Source organism: Streptomyces sp. NPDC036813, from assembly GCF_055609245.1.
Window position 1 is genome coordinate 93,070 of the sequence record NZ_JBVJPV010000003.1, and the last position, 18,127, is coordinate 111,196.

14 protein-coding genes are annotated in these 18,127 nt (G+C 68.2%); 7 read left to right on the plus strand and 7 right to left on the minus strand.

Annotated elements, in window-relative coordinates; genetic code table 11:
- Positions 1-166: 166 nt before the first annotated feature.
- From ACZ67Q_RS07990 to ACZ67Q_RS08005, 4 genes are all read right to left on the minus strand, one after another.
- The gene (locus ACZ67Q_RS07990) at positions 167-490 is read right to left on the minus strand and encodes an STAS domain-containing protein (protein ID WP_247463973.1); all 324 of its coding nucleotides are present in this window, start codon (positions 488-490) and stop codon (positions 167-169) included.
- A 146-nt stretch (positions 491-636) separates the two neighbouring features.
- The gene (locus ACZ67Q_RS07995; RefSeq protein ID WP_361631778.1) at positions 637-1,485 is read right to left on the minus strand and encodes a 3-hydroxyacyl-CoA dehydrogenase family protein; all 849 of its coding nucleotides are present in this window, start codon (positions 1,483-1,485) and stop codon (positions 637-639) included.
- 326 nt (positions 1,486-1,811) lie between these two features.
- Positions 1,812-2,348: a hypothetical protein gene (locus ACZ67Q_RS08000; RefSeq protein WP_471177959.1), complete on the minus strand. Its 537-nt coding sequence runs from the start codon at positions 2,346-2,348 to the stop codon at positions 1,812-1,814.
- A gap of 55 nt (positions 2,349-2,403) precedes the next feature.
- Positions 2,404-10,164 (minus strand): golvesin C-terminal-like domain-containing protein, encoded by a 7,761-nt coding sequence (locus ACZ67Q_RS08005; protein WP_471178915.1) that lies wholly within the window; start codon positions 10,162-10,164, stop codon positions 2,404-2,406.
- A 1,289-nt stretch (positions 10,165-11,453) separates the two neighbouring features.
- Here ACZ67Q_RS08005 and ACZ67Q_RS08010 point away from each other — a divergent pair.
- Together ACZ67Q_RS08010 and ACZ67Q_RS08015 are read left to right on the plus strand one after the other, a co-directional pair.
- Positions 11,454-11,933 carry a hypothetical protein gene (locus ACZ67Q_RS08010; RefSeq protein ID WP_471177962.1) on the plus strand — a complete coding sequence of 160 codons (480 nt, stop codon included), beginning with the start codon at positions 11,454-11,456 and terminating at the stop codon, positions 11,931-11,933.
- A gap of 50 nt (positions 11,934-11,983) precedes the next feature.
- A complete protein-coding gene (locus ACZ67Q_RS08015) occupies positions 11,984-12,976 on the plus strand; it encodes a L,D-transpeptidase family protein (RefSeq protein WP_471177964.1) in 993 nt (330 codons plus the stop codon).
- A 40-nt stretch (positions 12,977-13,016) separates the two neighbouring features.
- Here the strand turns inward: ACZ67Q_RS08015 and ACZ67Q_RS08020 are convergent, their stop codons facing one another.
- Together ACZ67Q_RS08020 and ACZ67Q_RS08025 are read right to left on the minus strand one after the other, a co-directional pair.
- Positions 13,017-13,568 carry an SMI1/KNR4 family protein gene (locus ACZ67Q_RS08020; RefSeq protein ID WP_471177967.1) on the minus strand — a complete coding sequence of 184 codons (552 nt, stop codon included), beginning with the start codon at positions 13,566-13,568 and terminating at the stop codon, positions 13,017-13,019.
- Between the two features lie 88 nt (positions 13,569-13,656).
- Positions 13,657-14,085, minus strand: a complete 429-nt coding sequence (locus ACZ67Q_RS08025; protein WP_471177969.1) for an ATP-binding protein — start codon at positions 14,083-14,085, stop codon at positions 13,657-13,659.
- Positions 14,086-14,169: 84 nt separating this feature from the next.
- Here ACZ67Q_RS08025 and ACZ67Q_RS08030 point away from each other — a divergent pair, with 84 nt between their 5' ends.
- The gene (locus ACZ67Q_RS08030; RefSeq protein ID WP_471177971.1) at positions 14,170-15,018 is read left to right on the plus strand and encodes a helix-turn-helix domain-containing protein; all 849 of its coding nucleotides are present in this window, start codon (positions 14,170-14,172) and stop codon (positions 15,016-15,018) included.
- A complete protein-coding gene (locus ACZ67Q_RS08035) occupies positions 14,978-15,169 on the plus strand; it encodes a DUF397 domain-containing protein (protein WP_471177974.1) in 192 nt (63 codons plus the stop codon). The genes ACZ67Q_RS08030 and ACZ67Q_RS08035 overlap by 41 nt, the downstream gene beginning before the upstream one ends.
- Here the strand turns inward: ACZ67Q_RS08035 and ACZ67Q_RS08040 are convergent.
- Entirely contained in the window at positions 15,166-15,804 is a 639-nt protein-coding gene (locus tag ACZ67Q_RS08040) for a TetR/AcrR family transcriptional regulator (protein WP_471177976.1), read from the minus strand. The genes ACZ67Q_RS08035 and ACZ67Q_RS08040 overlap by 4 nt on opposite strands.
- 80 nt (positions 15,805-15,884) lie before the next feature.
- On the opposite strand from ACZ67Q_RS08040, the gene ACZ67Q_RS08045 reads away from it, so the two are divergent.
- The 3 genes from ACZ67Q_RS08045 to ACZ67Q_RS08055 are packed head-to-tail and all read left to right on the plus strand — an operon-like array spanning position 15,885 to position 18,016.
- Positions 15,885-16,670, plus strand: coding sequence for an ABC transporter ATP-binding protein (locus ACZ67Q_RS08045; protein WP_471177978.1), 786 nt, complete (start codon positions 15,885-15,887; stop codon positions 16,668-16,670).
- Between the two features lie 10 nt (positions 16,671-16,680).
- Positions 16,681-17,430: an ABC transporter permease gene (locus tag ACZ67Q_RS08050; RefSeq protein WP_471177981.1), complete on the plus strand. Its 750-nt coding sequence runs from the start codon at positions 16,681-16,683 to the stop codon at positions 17,428-17,430.
- Between the two features lie 13 nt (positions 17,431-17,443).
- Positions 17,444-18,016, plus strand: a complete 573-nt coding sequence (locus ACZ67Q_RS08055; RefSeq protein ID WP_471177983.1) for a cob(I)yrinic acid a,c-diamide adenosyltransferase — start codon at positions 17,444-17,446, stop codon at positions 18,014-18,016.
- Positions 18,017-18,127 lie beyond the last annotated feature (111 nt).

Below are 18,127 nucleotides of genomic sequence, written 5' to 3' on the forward strand. Positions count from 1 at the left end.
CAGCCCGGGGTACCGTGCCGCCCGAGACGTCACAGTCCGGTGAGGATTGGGCGCGTGGGGCGTTTCGCCGGGTCTCGGCCGTGCGCCGGGTGCCCCCGGACGCCGGGGTCACACCCGCCGGAGCACATCACGCGGTCGCACCGGGGGCGGGGAGCCCGCGTCGGGGCTACACCCGGGGCAGGGAGTCCACGGCGAGGCCGCCTTCGATGGCGAGGATGCGGTGCAGCCGGGTCGCCACCAGCAGGCGCTGCATCTGCGGGGGTACGCCGCGCAGCACCAGGCGGCGGCCGCAGCGGCCGGCCCGGCGGTGGACGCCCATGATGACGCCCAGCCCGGTGGCGTCCCAGGAGTCCAGCTCTGACAGGTCGAGCACGAGGTCGCCGACTCCGTCGTCGACCGCCGAGTGCAGGACCGTACGGGCGTCCGCCGCGCTGCGGACGTCGAGGCGGCCCCCGACGACCAGCTCGACGTGGTCGCCCCTGATGTGCATATGCGCTCCTCGGGTGAGTGCGGTGGCTACTCCATGACGTGGGTGTGCCAGGTCTGACTGCGCCGGTGGCGGTGCGGTTGCTGGCTGTAAGCGAACCGATACCTGATTCACCCCGGAGAGTGACCTCTCCGGGGTGAGTGCGGTGATCAGTACGTGTAGAAGCCCTGCCCGCTCTTGCGCCCGATGTCACCGGCGTCCACCATCCGGCGCATCAGCTCCGGCGGGGCGAACTTCTCGTCCTGCGACTCGGTGTAGATGTTGCTGGTGGCGTGCAGCAGGATGTCGACGCCGGTGAGGTCGGCGGTGGCGAGGGGGCCCATGGCGTGGCCGAAGCCCAGCTTGCAGGCGATGTCGATGTCCTCGGCGGTGGCGACGCCCGACTCGTAGAGCTTGGTGGCCTCGACGACGAGCGCGGAGATCAGACGGGTCGTCACGAACCCGGCGACGTCGCGGTTGACGACGATGCAGGTCTTGCCGACGGACTCGGCGAACTCGCGGGCGGTGGCGAGGGTTTCGTCGCTGGTCTTGTAGCCGCGGACCAGCTCGACGAGTTGCATCATCGGCACCGGCGAGAAGAAGTGCACGCCGACGACCCGCTCCGGGCGCTCGGTGGCCGCGGCGATCTTGGTGATCGGGATGGCGGAGGTGTTGGAGGCGAGGACGGCCTCCGGGCGCACGATCTTGTCGAGGGCACGGAAGATCTCGTGCTTGACCTCGAGCTTCTCGAAGACGGCCTCGACGACGAGGTCGGCGTCGGCGGCGGCGTCCAGATCGGTGGTGGGCGTGATCCGGGCGAGGGCGGCCTCGGCGTCCTGTGCCGCCAGCTTGCCCTTGCTCACGAACTTGTCGTACGACGCCTTGATGCCGTCGGTGCCGCGGGTCAGTGCCTCGTCGGTGACGTCGCGCAGGACGACGTCCCAGCCCGCCTGTGCGGAGACCTGGGCGATGCCGGACCCCATGAGACCGGCCCCGATGACGGCGAGCTTCCGTGCCACTGTGCGACTCCCCTGATACGCGCTGTCGTCAGGCCCCGGCGTCCCGTCCCCTCGTCCGCTCGGAGGGTGCGCCCGGCACCTCGGGACGGAACTCACCGAGGCGCCACCGGGCAGGGGGAGGGTCGCGCAGGGGCCAACTTCTCTCCGGCGGACACTAGCGCCCGTGAGGGGCAGCGCGGCGGAGTTAGTAACGCGTTTCACGTCTCACGGGGTGAGACGCCGGTCACGTCGGAACGTGCGGGGGATGTGACGCCGTGTCGGATGCCGACGGCGGTCATGGAGCCGCGGTGACGGGTCCCCGGAACGGGGACCCGCACCGTGTGCGCTCAGTACGTCTGGTAATACGGCGAGCCCACCGTCTCCGCGATCCCGAAGGGTCTGAATTCGGGGTCGGTGAGCACGCGGTATACGAACTCCGAGGCGGGCATGTCGAACCGATGGAAGGGCTCCAACGGGTCGACACGCGCCAGCACCGGCCACGTCGCGGGATCCGCCGCGGTGTCGGCCAACCAGTAGTACTCCTCTTCGATGAAGGAATACCCCCACTGGACGAGGCCCTTGCCGCTTTCTGCCTGATTCGCGCCGAGAATGCCGTACGGTTCGTAGATCCGGCGGCTGTCGGGGTTTCCCTGGACAGTTCTCAGCAGCGTCTCATGATTGGCGGGAACCGATTCGGTGTCACCCTGCGCCGTGAGCAGCAGGACGTGATCACTGAACGCGCCCCATTCGGGGAAGCGCCGACGCAGCTCCTTGAAGTCGGCCGGCAGAGGGGTGCCCAGCACCTGTTCGGCTTCGGACCAGTCCGGTTCGCCCGGTTCGGCGTCCCAACCGATCTCGGCCACCAGGCGATCAACCCATTCCATTGCACCCCTCCGCACAGCCTGCTCAACGGCATTGTCTACTGACCGAAGTTTTTCGTCAGGGCTTGTTCCAAATCGTCTGGTTGACTATCTGGACTCCTGTCGAAGTGTAGGCGCTCATGGTAACACCCAAGGGAATCGGGTTGCTGTCGTTCTCGTAGACCGGAATCGACGAGTAGTAGACGGTATTTCCTGCCGCAATCGAATCCGCGATCTTCTGCTCAGCCCCAGACATCACCGGAGAATTCGCGTTCCGGTAGAGCGGAACGAGATTGCGCCGGTCGGTACCACTGCCACCCAGCTGGCGTGCCAGCAGGTGACCGCGGTTCATCGTGGGCTTGTTCCCGAGCTGGAAGCCCGGAGGAACGCTGTCCCAGAAGCCGGGGGTCGACGGAGGCCACGGCGCGTTGCTGCCCATGATCTCCGTGTCGGGTCCGTTCAGGACATTGGCACCGTCCTTGTCGGTGTAGTTGAACCCGCCGGCGGTGAGGCAGGCGTAGGCACCCGTGGCGCGGCCCTGCTGGTCGAGCGGGGCGTAATAGACCATGCTCGTGCCTCGGGAGCAGTCACCTCGGTCGAACGGGCGCAGGGCGTCACCGGGTTGCCATTCCTTCTTGGAATCCGGCTTGAGGAGGAGCCCCTTGCTGTAGTCCGGCTTGTCACCGGGGTCCGACTCGTATCCATTGGGCGCGGTCGGACTGTTCCACCCCAGTTCGTTCAGGAATGCGGCCGCCGCGAGGCCGTAGCCGGTCACGCGGCTGAGCAGACCGGTGCCGCCGCTCTCCACCGCACCGGCCGCGTCCGACAGTGCCCCCTCGACGGCTGAGGCGCCTTCCTTCAACGCGCTCCCGGCCACGTCGATCGCGTCCCCGACGGGACCGAGGAAATGGCCGTCGATCTCGACCATGCTGGTGGGGTTGCCGCCACCGAAGGCGTAGCGGTTCCCGGTGAAGGGGTCGGTTCCCAGGCCCATGTCGGCGAGGGCGCCGTTGTACATGTCCCGGGTGGTGAACCGGTTGAGGCCCGGGCTGTAGTCCCGGAAGCCCATGTCGTAGGTGCCGGACCGGGCGTCCCAGCGCTTGGCGTTGTAGCGGTAGGGGTTGTAGACCTCCTTGGAAGGGTCGGCGGCGTCCGGCTTGTCGATGCCCGTGAACTCCGACTTGTCGTCGTTGCCGTAGGCCGTGTAGCCGTACGTCGCCTTGGCGTCGCCGTTGTCGTCCGTCAGGGTCTCGACGTCGGTGTGGCTGTTGTAGCCGTAGTAGCCGTCCTCCGTCGTGCCGTCGCTGTTGTGGGTCATCTGCGACAGGCGTTCGCCCCACGGGCTGTACTGGTAGGACTTGGTCAGCTCGCCGGCGACCTTCTCGTCCAGGACCTCACCCGACAGGCCCAGGTACTCGTAGCCCGTCGTCTTGCCGTCGGCGGTTTTGGACGTGGTGCGGTCGAGGGGGTCGAAGGTGTAGGTCGTCGACTTCATCGCGCCCGTGTCGTCCGTCTTCTCGGACTTCACGACGTGGTCGAAGCCGTCGTACACGCTCCGGGAGACGACCTGCCCGCCCGAGGTGACCGACTGCTGCCGGCCGAACGGGTCGTAGGTGTAGTTCGCCGTCGTACCGCCGGTGAGGGCGGTCAGCAGGCGGTTGCGGTCATAGGTGTAGGTGGTGGTGGCGCCCTGGACCGTCTGGCTGATGACGTTGGCGTTGTCGTCGTGGACGTATGTCTCCGTGCCCGCGCCGTTGCCCGTCTTCACCGCCTTCGCCAGCCGGTCGGCCGGGTCGTAGGTGTAGTCCGTCGTGGAGGACAGGTACGCCGAGTGGTCGTCGGCGTTCATCTTCTTCGAGACGTCCTGCGCCTTGTTGCCGTTGGGGTCGTAGGCGTAGGTGTGCGAAGCGACGAGAGTGCCGTTGGGCTTCTTCTCCGTCGTGGACTTGACCGGGCCGTCGAGGAAGTACGTGTGGTCGACGGTGTTGCCGTTGGCCTTGGTCTCCTGGAGCTTCTGGCCGCGGTCGGTGTAGGTGTACGACGTGACCTTCGGGTCGGTGTCCGTCGCGCTCTTGCCGACCGAGACCGTCTTGACCAGCTCGCGCAGGTCGTAGGTGTACTTCGCGTACTGGTCGGGGTGGGTGACGGTCTCCGGCTTGCCGTCCGGGTCGTAAGTGTAGGACGTGGACTTCTTGGCCGTACCGTTGAGGGACTCGGTCACCTTCTGGACCTGGTTGAGGCCCGTGTAGGTGATGCCGTAGTTGTCGATCTGCGCGCCGGAGGAGTTGTCGTCGATCGACGTGAGGTTGGCGTTCGCGTCGTAGGTGTACGTGAACGTCTTCTGCTCGGTGTCGGTGTCGGCGGAGTTGTCGCGGACCAGCTTCACGCCGTCCGCCACGACCGTGCCGCCGCTGTTCTGGAACAGTTGCAGCTTGGCCGTGTTGCCCTGCTTGAACGCGAACGAGCCGAGCGACACCCAGGTGCCCGTGCCGGTGCTCTGGTCGACCGTCTTGTCGGCCGTCCCGCCGTCGTACGTGACCGTGTACTTAGCTGTCTTGGCCGCACCCGACACCTTCGGGTACTTCACGAACGCCTCGTAGGTGCCGTCCGCCGGGATGTTCAGCGTCCAGGTGAAGGCGTCCGTGCCGGTGCCGGCCGCGTGCTCCGCGTGGTCGTAGCCCTGCTGACCGGTGAGGTCACCGGTCGTCCAGGTGCCGGTCTTCGACGTGTTCTGGGCGTCGGAGTTGTCCACCAGGACGACGTCCTTGCCGACCGGCACACCGTCGTCCGAGCGGGACTTCAGCTTGCCGTCCGGGTAGTAGGACCAGTTCATCGTGCGGTTGGAGGAACCACCCGCCGACGTCAGTGTCCTCGCCGTCTGCCGGCCCAGGTCGTCGTAGTCGTAGGTCGTGGTGATGTCCCACGGGTCCGTGGAGGACTTCGCCCACCCGTTGTCGAAGTAGGTGTAGGTGGTGGTGTTGCGGACCATCTGGCCCTCTGACGGCGGCAACGACGTCGCCGCCACCCGGCCCACCTCGTCGTACGTCGTCTGCGTGTAGACGTTCGGGTCGTTGTAGCGGGCGTCCGCCGGGTCGTAGGGCTGGTACTGCTTGACCGGGCGGTTCAGCGCGTCGTACTCGGTGCGCTGGGTGAACGCGTCCGTCGAGCCCGCCGCCACCGACCGCGGGGTGAGCACCTTCACGGTGTTGCCGACCTGGTCGTACTCGTACTTGGTCGTGCGGTACGTGATCGGCGACGTGCCTTCGTGCGGAGCCTTGACCTCGGTGGTCTTGCCGCGCTCGTCGTAGCTGATGAGCGTGGTGTTGTTCTCGGCATCCGTCGTGGAGACGACCAGGCCGTCCTGGTCGTAGGACTTCTTGCTCGTCTTGCCCGCCGCGTCCGTGACAGCCGTGACCCGGTGGTCCAGGTCGTAGGTCGTCTTGGTCGTGTAGTCGGTCGTGTCGGCCGTCGCGTTCTTCTTCGGGTCGATGACCGTGACGAGGTTGCCGACGGTGTCGTACACGTAACTGATCGCGTCGCCCTCGGCGTTCACCACCGAGGTGACCTGGCCGATCGGGTCGTAGTTGTTGGTCGTGACGTAGTCCGTCGCGTCCGACGTGGTCAGGGTGCCCTTGGGCTCCGTCGTCGTCCTGAGGTTGCCGATCTTGTCGTAGGTGTAGCTCGTCACCCTCTCGTCCGAGGTGGAGGTGTCCTTGGGCGCGGCGGCCGAGGTGATCTCGTCCGCCGCGTCGTACACCGCCGTCGACACCGCGCCGTTGGGAGCCGTCGACTTGGTGACGTTGTCGTTGGCGTCGTACTCGGGCGCCGGCGTCGTGATCAGCACCCCCGCGGCCTGGTCCTTCGGCACCGTGCTGACCAGCGGACGCCCGTACGTGTCGTACGTCTGCGTGGTCTTCTTGCCCAGGGCGTCGGTGACCTGGGTGACCTGGCCGCGCTCGTCGTAGACGTACGTCGTCGACTTGCTGAGCGCGTCCGTGATCGTCGCCGGGTAACCCGTCGGGCCGAAGCCGCTGTACGTGGCCGGGTTGCCGTTGGCGTCCGTCGCCTTGGTCAGCTCGCCGTAGGAGTCGTACTCGTACGACGTGGTGTAGTCACCCGCCGTGGTGGTGGCGACGCCCTTGGGGTCGGTGACCGTCTTGAGGTTGCCGAAGGAGTCGTAGCCGAACTGCCAGGCGCGGCCCTCCGGGGAGGTCTTGCGGAACAGGTCGGCCGAGAAACCGTCGGCACGGGTCTGGTACTCGAACTTCGCCGCGTTCGCCGGCCACTTGGTGGAGTCGGTCACGCAGGTGGACGTCTGGTCCGGCACGCCCGCCTTGTTGTTCTCCGCGTCGCGCTTCCAGAGCGGGTAGCCCGTCTTGGCGTCGTAGCAGTACGCGGTCTTGGCGCCGTTGGCCTCCTCCAGGTACGTGACGTTGTTGTCCGCGTCCCAGCTCATCTTGGTCGTCTGGGACTTGGCGTTGGTCGTCTGGACCGGGCGGCCGAAGTCGTCCGTGACGTACTGGGTGGCGTGGTTCTCGGCGTCCGTCACCGTGGTGTCGGTGAACTTGGTGTTCGCCGTGTCCGCCGCGTAGGCGAAGGCCGTGTCGCCGCCGAGGCGGTCGGTGATGGTCTTCGTCCACCAGTGGTACTTGGGGTCGTCACCGTTCTGCGGCGCGTAGTACGCCAGCTGGGTCGCGTGGCCACGCGGGTCGGTGACCTTGACCAGCTTGACGTTCTTGTTGCCCTGGGTGGCGTCGTAGGTGAACTTGAAGACCTTCGGCTGGGACGAGCCGTCACCGTCGGTGAACTGACCCAGCAGGCCCTTCGTCGTGTAGTAGAAGGAGATCTTCCGGCCCGAGATGTCCGTGACGGACTTGATGTGGTCGTAGATCTTGGAGTTGGTCAGCTTGGTGTCGGTGACCTTGGCGCCCGTGTCGTCGATGTAGTCGTACGACGCGTCGCCCTTCTTGTAGTAGTCGACGGTCAGCGACTGCCGGCCCGCCGGGTCGGTGACGTAGGTGAGGAACTTCGTCGGCTTGTTGTTGGACTTGCGCTCCTCGTAGGTGTACGTCTGCGTGTTGCCGTTCTTGTCGACGACCGACGTCAGATAGCCGTCGCAGTCGAACAGGAAGCGCGTGCCGTCCGGGCGCAGCAGTGTCCAGGCGTCGGTGGTGTTGTCCTTGTCCGGGGTGCAGTCCAGGCCCGCCTTGGCCGTGATCCGGTAGTGGACGCCCGCGGGGGCCTTCCAGCTGCCGTCGGCCTGCTTGCTGAAGACGTGCGTGGTGCCGTCGCCGTCGGGCAGGCGGATCTCGGTCGGGTTGGGGTTGGGGTGGAAGTCCAGCGGCGCGCCCAGCCGGATCGGGCCGGCGAACTGCATGGACCAGCCGGCGCCGGAGACCGTGTCGGAGGTGTCCAGCGAGTTGTACGCGAACCGCGCGAACGTGGTCAGGCCGCGGCCCGGGTTGGTGAACGCGTTGTAGGACCAGACGGTGTTGCCGGAGGCCAGGTTGTTCATCACCGTCGAGCCGGCGCCGGTGTTCTTGCCGGTGTAGGAGTAGAACTTCTCCAGGCCCAGCGCGTCGGAGGTGGGGTCCTCCACAGCGACGTTCTGCTTCAGCGGCTGGATGGAGGTGTTGGTCACCGACAGCCAGGAGCCGTCGGAGACCTTCTTCACGTCCCAGCCGAGGACGTAGTCGGTGCGCTTGTTGCCATTGTCGGAGTTGATCGGCGTGTTGACGGTGGCCTGGATCGTCGCCGACTGGCCCGGGGAGAGGGCCGGGATCGCCGTCGACGCCTGGTTGCCGCCGGTGGTGACGTCCGTGCCGTCGGGCAGCTTCCAGGTGTACGACAGGACGCGCTCGCCGGACGCCCATGCGGTGGACGTGGTGTTGGTGACCGTGAAGTCCACCGTGTAGGTGGAGTTCGGGGTCATCCGGGCGGGGGTCTGCGGGGCGTAGTACGTGTCGTCCGTGGTGGAGTCGACGTAGATCACCCGCAGCAGCGGGCCGAGCTGCGGGTCGGCCGCCTCCGAGGCCAGGAAGAGCGTGCGCTCCTGCGGGCCCGTGGCCGACTCGTCCTTCAGCTTGATCAGGGCGCCGTGGTTGGAGGTGGGCGTCTTGATCCAGCCCTGGGTCAGGGAGGTGGCGTCCCACCAGTGCCGGCCGACCTCGGAGACCTGGGCGATCGTGTCGGAGACGGTGCCGGAGTAGTCACCGCCCGCCGTGGTCCACGCGGTGGTGGAGGTGGCGTTGTTCCAGGTGGCCTGCGTCTCGTCGAAGTCCTTGTTGAGCCCGTGGAGTTCGTAGGTGGCGCCGTCGGTGCCGGTCGTCGTCTCCGCGCCCCACATGAACAGGCGCGACTCCAGCACGGTGGCCGTGGTCGGGATGGCGCTGGTGGTGAACTTCAGCGCCGCGCGGGCCTTGGCGTAGGTGGTGGAGTTGTTGCCCACCTCCAGCCACTTCTGGCCGACGCCGTAGGAGGCGATGGTGTCCTCGTTGGTGGTCGGCTGGCCCGAGGCGAGGGTGGTGTCCGTGACCCCGGACGTGCCCTGGATCAGCCGCATGGTGCGGCCCGCCTTCGGCACGCCGACGATCCGGGTCGGGGAGCCCAGCAGCTGGCCGTTCTTCGTCTTCACCGCGAGCTGGTAGTAGTACGACCGGCCGATCTCCTGCGAGGAGGAGTCCGGGGTCGGGGTCGCGGTGGTGTCGGTGTACGCGGTCAGCGACTTGTCGATCGGCGCGACCAGGGTCGCCGCGGACGGCGTGAACGCCTGCTGCGTGGAGCGGTGCAGCTGGTACTCGGCGATGTCGTAGCCGGTGTCGCCGGTGGTGTTGGTGTACGCCTTCCAGCTCAGCTCCGGGCCGGTGGAGTGGATCACCGTGGGCGAGTCGAGCGTGGTGCCGACCTTGCCGTAGGTGACGGTCAGCCGCGGGATCGTCGCCGTCTCGCCGCCGTAGTCGCCGTCGCCGGACTCGTAGCGCGGGCCGCCGGTCGGGGCGGTCGCCGACTCGTCGGTGGCCTTGAGGACGAAGCCGTTGTTGGCGTACGTGCCGTTCAGCCACCCCTGGACGGTGTCCGTGACCGGGAACTTGTGCCACTGGTTGTACTCGCCGGTGTTCTTCACGATCGACGCCGGGTTCACCCAGCGCACCGCGTCGGCGATCACGGCGGTCGAGGTGGACGCCGGGCCGTCACCGAGGACGACCTTGCCCGCCGTACCCGCGTTGAAGTTGATCTGCGAGCCGCCGTTCAGCGACGACCACACACCGTTGGTGCCCGTCTGCTGGTTGACGGTGTAGGTGGCCGTGCCGTCCTTGGACGTCACCGTGTACGGCGCGTTCGTGGCGCGGTCGGTCGCGGCGACGTAGTGCACGTCGACCCGGTACGACGCCGTCTCCGGGATCTTCGGCTGCCAGGTGTAGGTGTCACCGGCGACCGAGTCCTTGTTGGCGAGGTAGTCGCCGTTGATGCCGTACTGCTTGAGCGTCGACGTCGAGGCCGGCCAGCTGCCGGTGGCGGCGGTGGTGCCCGCGTCGCCGTCGTCGACCTGGACGCTGGTGCCGGACAGCTCACCCACGAGGGAGCTGGTGTTGGTCCAGTTCGCCGTGGTCTCGTCCCACGCACCGGTCGCCCGGTAGGCGCCGACGGTGACATCGTTGGCGTTCGTCGTGTGCGCCTGGTCGAAGTACATCTCCAGGCGAGCGGAGTCGATCTTCGTGCCGGACGGTATCTCGCTCAGCGGGAACTTGATCAGCGAGCGGGAGATGCCCGTGTCGGTCTTGCCCGCCGCCAGCTTCCACGAGGTGTTGAAGTTCGTGGACGCCTGGTCCGACAGGACCATCGTGTCCTGCGAGTCGGTCGGGGACGGCGCGATGGTGATCGTCGGGTCGATGACGACCGGGTACTGGCGCTCCTTGGCGGCGAGCCACTTCTCGTCGGGCGTGACCGTCAGCTTCCAGCCCTCGCCGTCCCGGGTCAGCCGCTGCGTGACCTTCGTGCTGTAGGTCCTGCCGAAGACGGAGGTGTCGGCCTTCCTGGCGTCCGTCATGTACGGCGCCGGGATCACCATCACCGGGGTGTTCGGCAGCTCGCCGTACAGCGCGATCGAGCCGTCCGGGCGGGCCTTCGGGGTCAGGCCGGCGGTGTCCAGGGTGAAGGTGAACTTCAGCGGACCGGTGGGCGGTGCGGAGAGGGTGATGTTCTCCTTCACGCGGCCGGGGCCGACGCCGTACTCCAGGTCGGCGCCGTTCACGGCGTCCTGGTAGGTGACCTTCTCACCCTTGACCGTGGGCTTGAGCTTCTTGCCCGCGCCCTGAAGGCCGAGGGTGACGCTGCGGCCGTCCGGCGCCTGGAAGCGGACCAGTTTGCCGGCATCCTCGCCGAACCAGCTGCGGCCCTCGTTGGTGGTGTTGGCGTAGGCGAAGCCCTGGGCGTCGGACGCGCGGACGGTGGTGTCGATGTCCTTCCAGGACTTCGCCTTCGCGTCCTGGTAGGAGGTCGGCACGGCCGACAGCTCCGCCTCGACACGGCCGTCCGACAGTTGCCAGAAGCGGGCGCTGGAGGTGCGCCGGTTCGTCAGCTCCCTGACCCGGACGGCCTTGGGTGCGTTCGCGGCCTTCGGCAGCTTCTGCCGGTCGGCCATGTCCAGTTCGTCGTGGGACGGGGGTTTGTCGAGCGGATGCTCGTCATCTCCCGTGAACCATCCCTTTACGGCGTCGACAATTCCCGTGCCGTCGCCGTTGTCATGTGCGGGCGCGGCGTAGGCGACCTGGGGTAGCGCGCTGCTTGTCAGCGCGGCCACGACCAGGCACGCGATAAGCCTGCCCCGTGCGGGTCTCACTGCAACCCATTCCTTTTCTCGGACGTCATAAAAGGCGCCGGAAACGCCCGACAAGCCCTGTGAGCAGGCCAGACGTAGCGGCGCGGCGGTTCTAATCACCCGCATGATGCCGTGTCAAGCCAGGCCGCAAGTCCGACAGTTCCCGAATTTTGGAGAATGGGCGCCCGGTTTGTCCCCTCGCTTGCGCGGGCCATTCGGCATGGCATATAAGGAGCCGGTTCCGGAGCGGAAAGGGAATGTTCATGGGCGAGGAAAAGCCGCCGGCCGAGGCTGCCGAGAAAACGAGCGAAATGGCAAAGGAAACGCCCCGATCCCCGAGTTCGGAGGAAAACGCGCCCGTCTCGCCCTCCCGTCGCCCCGACCGCGCCGGGCTGCTCGCCGCGGTCGCCGTACTCGCGGTGTGCAGCGGGCTGGTGCTGTACGGCGTCCTCTCCGGCGACGACGACGGCGGCGCGGACTCCTCCCGCCCGCGGACCCCCACGGCCTCCGTCACCTACGAGGTGACCGGCACCGGCACCGCCGACCTCACCTTCCAGGCCCGCAGCGAGTCCGGGACGGCGACCGTGGTGCGCGGCGCGCGCCTGCCCTGGCGTACGACGGTCGACGTACCCGTCGGCAAGGAGCCGCTCATCAGCATCGTGCTCGGCAAGGACGGCGGCACCGCGCGCTGCGCCCTCGCGATCCGGGGACGGCAGGTCCAGAGCGCGACCGCGACGGGGTCGTTCGGCCGGGCGACCTGCTCCGGCGCGCTGTCGCCGGCGGCTGGCTGAATCCCACTCCCTGTCTCTCTCCTGCTCCCGACGAAGGGTTTCCTCCCGTGTTGCCCGACATATCCGAAGCGTCCGTCGTCCGGCCGGCCTCCCCCCGCGCCCGCACACTGCTGGCGACGGCCGCCACCTGTGGCGTCCTGCTCTTCGTCTCCGGCTGCGGGAGCGACGGGGGCGACGGCGCCCGGTCCGCCGAGCAGGTGGCGGCCGATGTGAGCGACTCGGCCGCGACCCCTGGGGGTGACGGCTCGGCGAGCGCGTCCGCGTCTGCTTCGGCGTCGCCGTCGGGCTCGGCGTCCGCCTCCGCATCGGCCCCGCCGTCCACGTCCACGTCCGCCTCGGCGTCGGCGTCGGTGAAGGCGGGCGCCGGGACGTCCGCGAAGGCGACGGCGGCCGGGTCGGCCACGAGGACCGGAGCCGGCGGCGCGGGGAGCACCGGCACCGCGAGCGCCCCGGACTTCCCCGTCCCCGTGCAGGTGGGCGACGCGACCCAGGTCATCACGGTCAAGGCGAACGGCTCCTACGCCACGGTGACGGCGTGGGCCAAGGGTTCCTCGGGCTGGAAGGCGCAGTTCTCGACGAGCTCCGGACGGGTCGGCTCCAACGGCGTGACGGACGGGGCGACGCGCCGTCAGGGGACGTACACGACGCCCTCCGGGACGTACACCATCACGCAGGGCTTCGGGGTGGAGTCGAGCGGCACGAGCATGCCGTACCACGTGGTCGACTCCGACGACTGGTGGGTGGAGGACCCGGAGTCGACGTTCTACAACTCGATGCACGGCGAGCAGGGCGCCGACTTCCCGCTGACCGAATCCGGCGACCGGGGCAGCGAGCACCTCGTCAACTACCCGACGCAGTACGCCAAGGCCCTGGTCATCGACTACAACCGCCGGCCGGCCACGCCGGGCCGGGGCGCGGGAATCTTCCTGCACGTCAACGGCAAGGGTGCGACGGCGGGTTGTGTGTCGGTGCCGCGCGCGACGATGGACCAGATCATGGGCTGGATCCGCCCCGGCGCCCACCCGCGGATCGCGATCGGCTGACACATGACCGCGCGACGGCGTAGCTCCTGCGCCGGTGCCGTCAGTGTGGCCGGCTGGCGGAAGGGGCGCCGGAGGCGGGGTCGAACGTCGTGCCGAGTTCGTACTGTGCCATCCCGAAAGGGCGGAAATCGGGGTCGGCGAGGACGCGGTAGAGGAACTCCGAGGTGGACATGTCGTACCGGTGCCATGCACCGACGTCATGGGAGCGGGCGAGGACGGCGTACTCGCCCGGCCGCTCCGCGTCGATCAGCCAGAAGTATTCGTCGGCCCATTCGGTGGAGCCCCACTCCACCAGCCCCTTGCCGCCCGGCGCGTAGATCGCATAGGGGTGGACCGCCGAGATGCCTGTGAGCCCGCTGTCCCGGTCGACCGACAGGGAGACCCGCCAGCGGGTCAGGAAGTCGAACGCGCGGCCTTCGTCGCGCCCCAGAAAGTAGAGCGACTCGCTGAACACGCCGCCGCCGAACGCCTCGTAGAGCTCCTTGTAGTCCGCCGGCAACGGAACCCTCAGCTCTCCCTCGATCGCCGCCCAGTCGGCGGACATCCCGAGCGGCTCCCACCCGGTCAGCTCGATCACTCGCCGCACCCACATCGACGTCCTCCTCAGCAGGGAGCCATCATCAGGTCGTGGCATTCCCCCCTCCGACGAGCCCTCCTTGCCGCACAGCCTGCCACCCCGCTCATGCCTGCGGCGACTTGCTCGCACACTCGAACCAGACCGTCTTGCCCTCGCCGGTGCGGTGGGGTGTCACGCCCCAACGGTCCGTCACCGCCTCCACCAGCAACAGGCCGCGGCCTCCCTCGGCGAGCAACTCCCCGCTCCCCCGCACCGGCAGCCGCGCCTCGCTGTCGGAGACCTCTACGCGCACCGTCCCCGGCAGCAGCACGATGCATACGGCGCAGCGCCTGCCGGGCACGTGCCGCACCACGTTCGTCAGCACTTCCGTCAGCGCCAGTTCCGCCGCGTCGGCCACCTCCGACAGGCCCGAGCGCAGCAGGTACAGGCGCAGAATGCGGCGCAGGTGGCGCACGGAGTGGCCGCCCAGCGCGAGCTCCGCGCGGTAGTACGCCTCAAGGTCCTTCGCCGGACGCCCAGTTACGTCGTTCATGCCCTCAGCCTGCGACGGACCGCATACGCTCGACTACACAGCGAAATCAACACCGTGAGGTGTTGCCGGCCGGAGGTGACCACTGTGGCCAACGTCCAGAATCTCGACCCGACCGCGTCCCCGCTCGACTACTACGGCTGGGAGTTACGGCGGCACCGGGAAGCGGCCGGTCTCAAACAGAACCAGCTCGGCGAGATCATCTTCTGCACGGGGTCCCTGATCGGACAGATCGAGACAACGAAGAAGGTCCCGACGCGGGACTTCTCCGAGCGGGTGGACGCGGCGCTGGGGACGGACGGGCTGTTCTCACGGTTGATCGGGCTGGTACTGCGCAGCCAACTGCCGTCCTGGTTCCAGCCCTACGCCGCCATGGAGGCCAAGGCCACCTACATCTCGACGTATCAAGCGCAGGTGGTGTACGGGCTTTTGCAGACAGAGGGGTACGCGCGGGCGGTGCTCGCGACCGGCGCGCCGGATGACCTCGACGGTCTGGTGGCTGCTCGCATGGAACGCCAGCGGATCCTGGAGCGGGATCACCCCCCGTTCACTTGCGTGGTCGTGGACGAGGCAGCGCTGCTCCGCCCGATCGGCGGCCGGGAGGTCATGCGGCTCCAACTCGGCCGCCTGTTGGAGTTCACCCGTAACCGCTGGACGCACATCCAGGTGCTGCCGAACTCCGTCGGTGAACACGCCAGCCTGGCAGGTTCGTTCAACCTGCTTCGCTTCGATGACGACCCGGACATCGTGTACACGGAGGACGTGATCTCGGGCCATATGACCGCAAGCCCCGAGATCGTCAGGGAGGCAGTGCTCCGTTACGCTCACCTGCAGGCCGCGGCTCTCTCCGTGGATGATTCCGCGGCACTGATCGCCCGTGTGATGGAGGAACGCTATGGAGACCGCTCCCAGGCTGAGGAACGCACAGTGGCGTAAGTCCACCTACAGCGGCAACACCGGCGGTGATTGCGTCGAGGTCGCCGACAGCCTCCCCGTCGTCCCCGTCCGCGACAGCAAGAACCCCGCCGGCCCCGTCCTGCTCATCGGCGGAGCCGCCTGGCAGGCGTTCGTGGACGGGCTGCGCTAAGCCTCGCGGACCGCGTACCCCAGCACCCGTTCGCTCAGCAGCTCCTCGACCTCGTCGAGGAGCTGAAGCGTTTCCCGGGACACCTCTGCCGGCTTGCGGTCCTTGAGCATCTCGCGGCCGATGGAGGCGAACACCGTCGCGTAGATCCAGCAGATCTGGCCGGCCATCAGATCCGGCAGCGGATCGTCCTCGGCGGCGCCGGTCTCCTCGCACAGGGCCGCTCTCAGGTTGTCGTGGCTGTCCTGCTGAAGGCTCCACAACCGGGAGCGCAGCGTCGGCGCCTCCTGGATGACCCGCATGAAGCGGCTGTATCCCTCCATCAGGCCGACGCGCGGCGATACGGCCTCGATCTCCTCGCGCAGTTCGCGCAGGACGGCGCGCGCGGCGGACTCCCCCACGTCCCGGCCCCGGACCCACCGGGCCAGCCGGTCGACGACGCCGGCCGAGCGGTCCAGGAAGAGGTCCTCCTTGGCGGGGAAGTAGTTGTAGACCGTGTTGACGGAGACGTTCGCCGCCTCGGCGATCTCCGCGACCGTCACCGCCTCGAAGCCGCGCTCCAGGAACAGACCCGTGGCCACATCCGAGATGTACTGCCGTGTCTGCCGCTTCTTCCGCTCCCTGAGCCCCTCTGCCATGGCCCCATCCTAACTTCGCTGGAGCTACTGAAACCTTGGGGTCATTGCAAAATTTCAGGGACTCTGTTTTTCTGGGAGGCATGCCAGCAGTCATCAGCGCGGCCTCACTGGCGCGCACCTTCACGACCAAGCGCGGCCCCGTCGAGGCCGTACGCGGCATCGACCTCACCGTCCACGAGGGCGAGATCCTGGGCTTCCTCGGCCCCAACGGCGCCGGGAAGACGACCACCCTGCGGATGCTGACCACCCTGCTGAAACCGACGGGCGGCAGCGCCACCGTCGCCGGGCACGACCTGGCGGGTGACCCGGTCGGCGTGCGGCGGACCTGCGGTTACGTCGCCCAGTCCGGCGGCGTCGACCCGCAGATCGACGTCCGGGAAGAGCTCGTCACGCAGGGGCGGATGTACCGGCTGAGCAAGGGCGAGGCCGTCGCCCGCGCCGAGGAACTCGCCCGCGACCTGGACCTCACCGAGCTGCTCGACCGCAAGTGCGGCGCGCTCTCCGGCGGTCAGCGGCGCCGGCTGGACATCGCGATGGCGCTCACCCACCGCCCGCGCGTGCTCTTCCTCGACGAACCCACCACCGGACTGGACCCCGGCAGCCGCGCCGACCTCTGGGACCTGGTGCGGCGGCTGCGGGACGAGCACGGCACGACCGTCTTCCTCACCACGCACTACCTGGACGAGGCCGACGCCCTCTCCGACCGCCTGGTGATCGTCGACAAGGGCACGGTCGTCGCCGAGGGCACGCCGACCGCGCTCAAGCTGCGCCACGGCGGCTCGATCGACGCCACGCTCCAGGACACGTTCCTCGCCATCACCGGCCGGGGTCCCGCCCCGGCCGACGCCGCCCCCGTAGCCGTATAGGACGCCACCCATGCTTCTGCACGACACCGGCCTCATCTACGGCCGCTATCTGCGCCAGACCCTGCGCTCGCGCTTCGCGATGCTCTTCGGCGTGCTGATGCCGCTGCTGTACCTGCTGTTCTTCGGGCCGCTGCTCACCGATCTGCCGCTGGGCGGCAAGGGCAGCTCCTGGCAGGTGCTCGTGCCGGGCCTGCTGCTCCAACTCGGTCTCTTCGGCGCTCTGTTCGCCGGTTTCATGATCATCCTGGAGAACGGCGTGGGCGTCGTCGAGCGGATGCGGGTCACGCCCGTCAGCCGGCTGGCGCTGCTGCTCGGCCGGGTCCTGCGGGACGCCACGGTGTTCGTCTTCCAGGCCGTACTGCTCGTCCTCGCGGCCCTGGTCATGGGACTGCGCGCACCGCTGCCCGGCGTACTGATCGGCTTCGCGTTCGTCGCACTGCTGACCGTGTCACTGGCGTCGCTGTCGTACGCGGTGGCGATGAAGGTGCGCACCCCGCAGGAGTTCGGGCCGCTGATCAACGCGGTCTCCATGCCGTCGATGCTGCTGTCCGGGCTGATGGTGCCGATGACTCTCGCCCCGCACTGGCTGGACGTACTGTCCCACTTCGTACCGTTCCGCTATCTGGTGGACGCGATGCGCGACGCCTACGTCGGCGAGTACGCCACCGCGCACATGCTCTACGGCACCCTGGTGGCCGTCGGATTCGCGGCGCTCGCCGTGACAGTGGGCACACGAGTGTTCCGGAAGGCCGGCGCGTAACTACGCTGGCCACATGGTCAATCTGACGCGCATCTACACGAGGACCGGCGACCAGGGCACCACCGCCCTCGGCGACATGAGCCGGGTCCACAAGACCGACCTGCGCATCGCCGCGTACGCCGACGCCAACGAGGCGAACGCGGTGATCGGCACGGCGATCGCGCTGGGCAACCTCGACGAGGAGGTCGTCAAGGTCCTCACCCGCGTGCAGAACGACCTGTTCGACGTGGGTGCGGACCTCTCGACGCCGGTGGTGGAGAACCCGGAGTTCCCGCCGCTCAGGGTCGAGCAGTTCTACATCGACCGGCTGGAGGCGGACTGCGACCGCTTCAACGAGCAGCTGGAGAAACTGCGCTCCTTCATCCTGCCGGGCGGCACGGCGGGCGCGGCCCTCCTCCACCAGGCATGCACGGTCGTACGCCGGGCCGAGCGCTCGACGTGGGCGGCCCTGGAGGCCCACGGCGACCTCATGAACCCCCTGACGGCGACCTACCTCAACCGCCTCTCCGACCTCCTGTTCATCCTGGCCCGCACGGCGAACAAGGAGACCGGCGACGTGCTGTGGGTGCCGGGCGGCGAGCGCTAGGCTCCGCCGACCCCGTCCCAGATCCGGCGGCTCGTGACCTTCCTCCCGTGAAGGGTCACGGGCCGCAAGCGATCGTGGGGGCAGGGGAGTTGGGGACGGACAGCCGCAAAG

Coding starts and splice junctions, on each gene's coding strand:
- ACZ67Q_RS07990 (WP_247463973.1), bottom strand. CDS start 490: ATGCACATCAGGGGCGACCACGTCGAGCTGGTCGTCGGGGGCCGCCTC.
- ACZ67Q_RS08000 (WP_471177959.1), bottom strand. CDS start 2,348: ATGGAATGGGTTGATCGCCTGGTGGCCGAGATCGGTTGGGACGCCGAA.
- ACZ67Q_RS08005 (WP_471178915.1), bottom strand. CDS start 10,164: ATGGTCCTGTCGGACCAGGCGTCCACGAACTTCAACACCTCGTGGAAG.
- ACZ67Q_RS08010 (WP_471177962.1), top strand. CDS start 11,454: ATGGCAAAGGAAACGCCCCGATCCCCGAGTTCGGAGGAAAACGCGCCC.
- ACZ67Q_RS08020 (WP_471177967.1), bottom strand. CDS start 13,568: ATGTGGGTGCGGCGAGTGATCGAGCTGACCGGGTGGGAGCCGCTCGGG.
- ACZ67Q_RS08025 (WP_471177969.1), bottom strand. CDS start 14,085: ATGAACGACGTAACTGGGCGTCCGGCGAAGGACCTTGAGGCGTACTAC.
- ACZ67Q_RS08035 (WP_471177974.1), top strand. CDS start 14,978: ATGGAGACCGCTCCCAGGCTGAGGAACGCACAGTGGCGTAAGTCCACC.
- ACZ67Q_RS08040 (WP_471177976.1), bottom strand. CDS start 15,804: ATGGCAGAGGGGCTCAGGGAGCGGAAGAAGCGGCAGACACGGCAGTAC.
- ACZ67Q_RS08045 (WP_471177978.1), top strand. CDS start 15,885: ATGCCAGCAGTCATCAGCGCGGCCTCACTGGCGCGCACCTTCACGACC.
- ACZ67Q_RS08050 (WP_471177981.1), top strand. CDS start 16,681: ATGCTTCTGCACGACACCGGCCTCATCTACGGCCGCTATCTGCGCCAG.
- ACZ67Q_RS08055 (WP_471177983.1), top strand. CDS start 17,444: ATGGTCAATCTGACGCGCATCTACACGAGGACCGGCGACCAGGGCACC.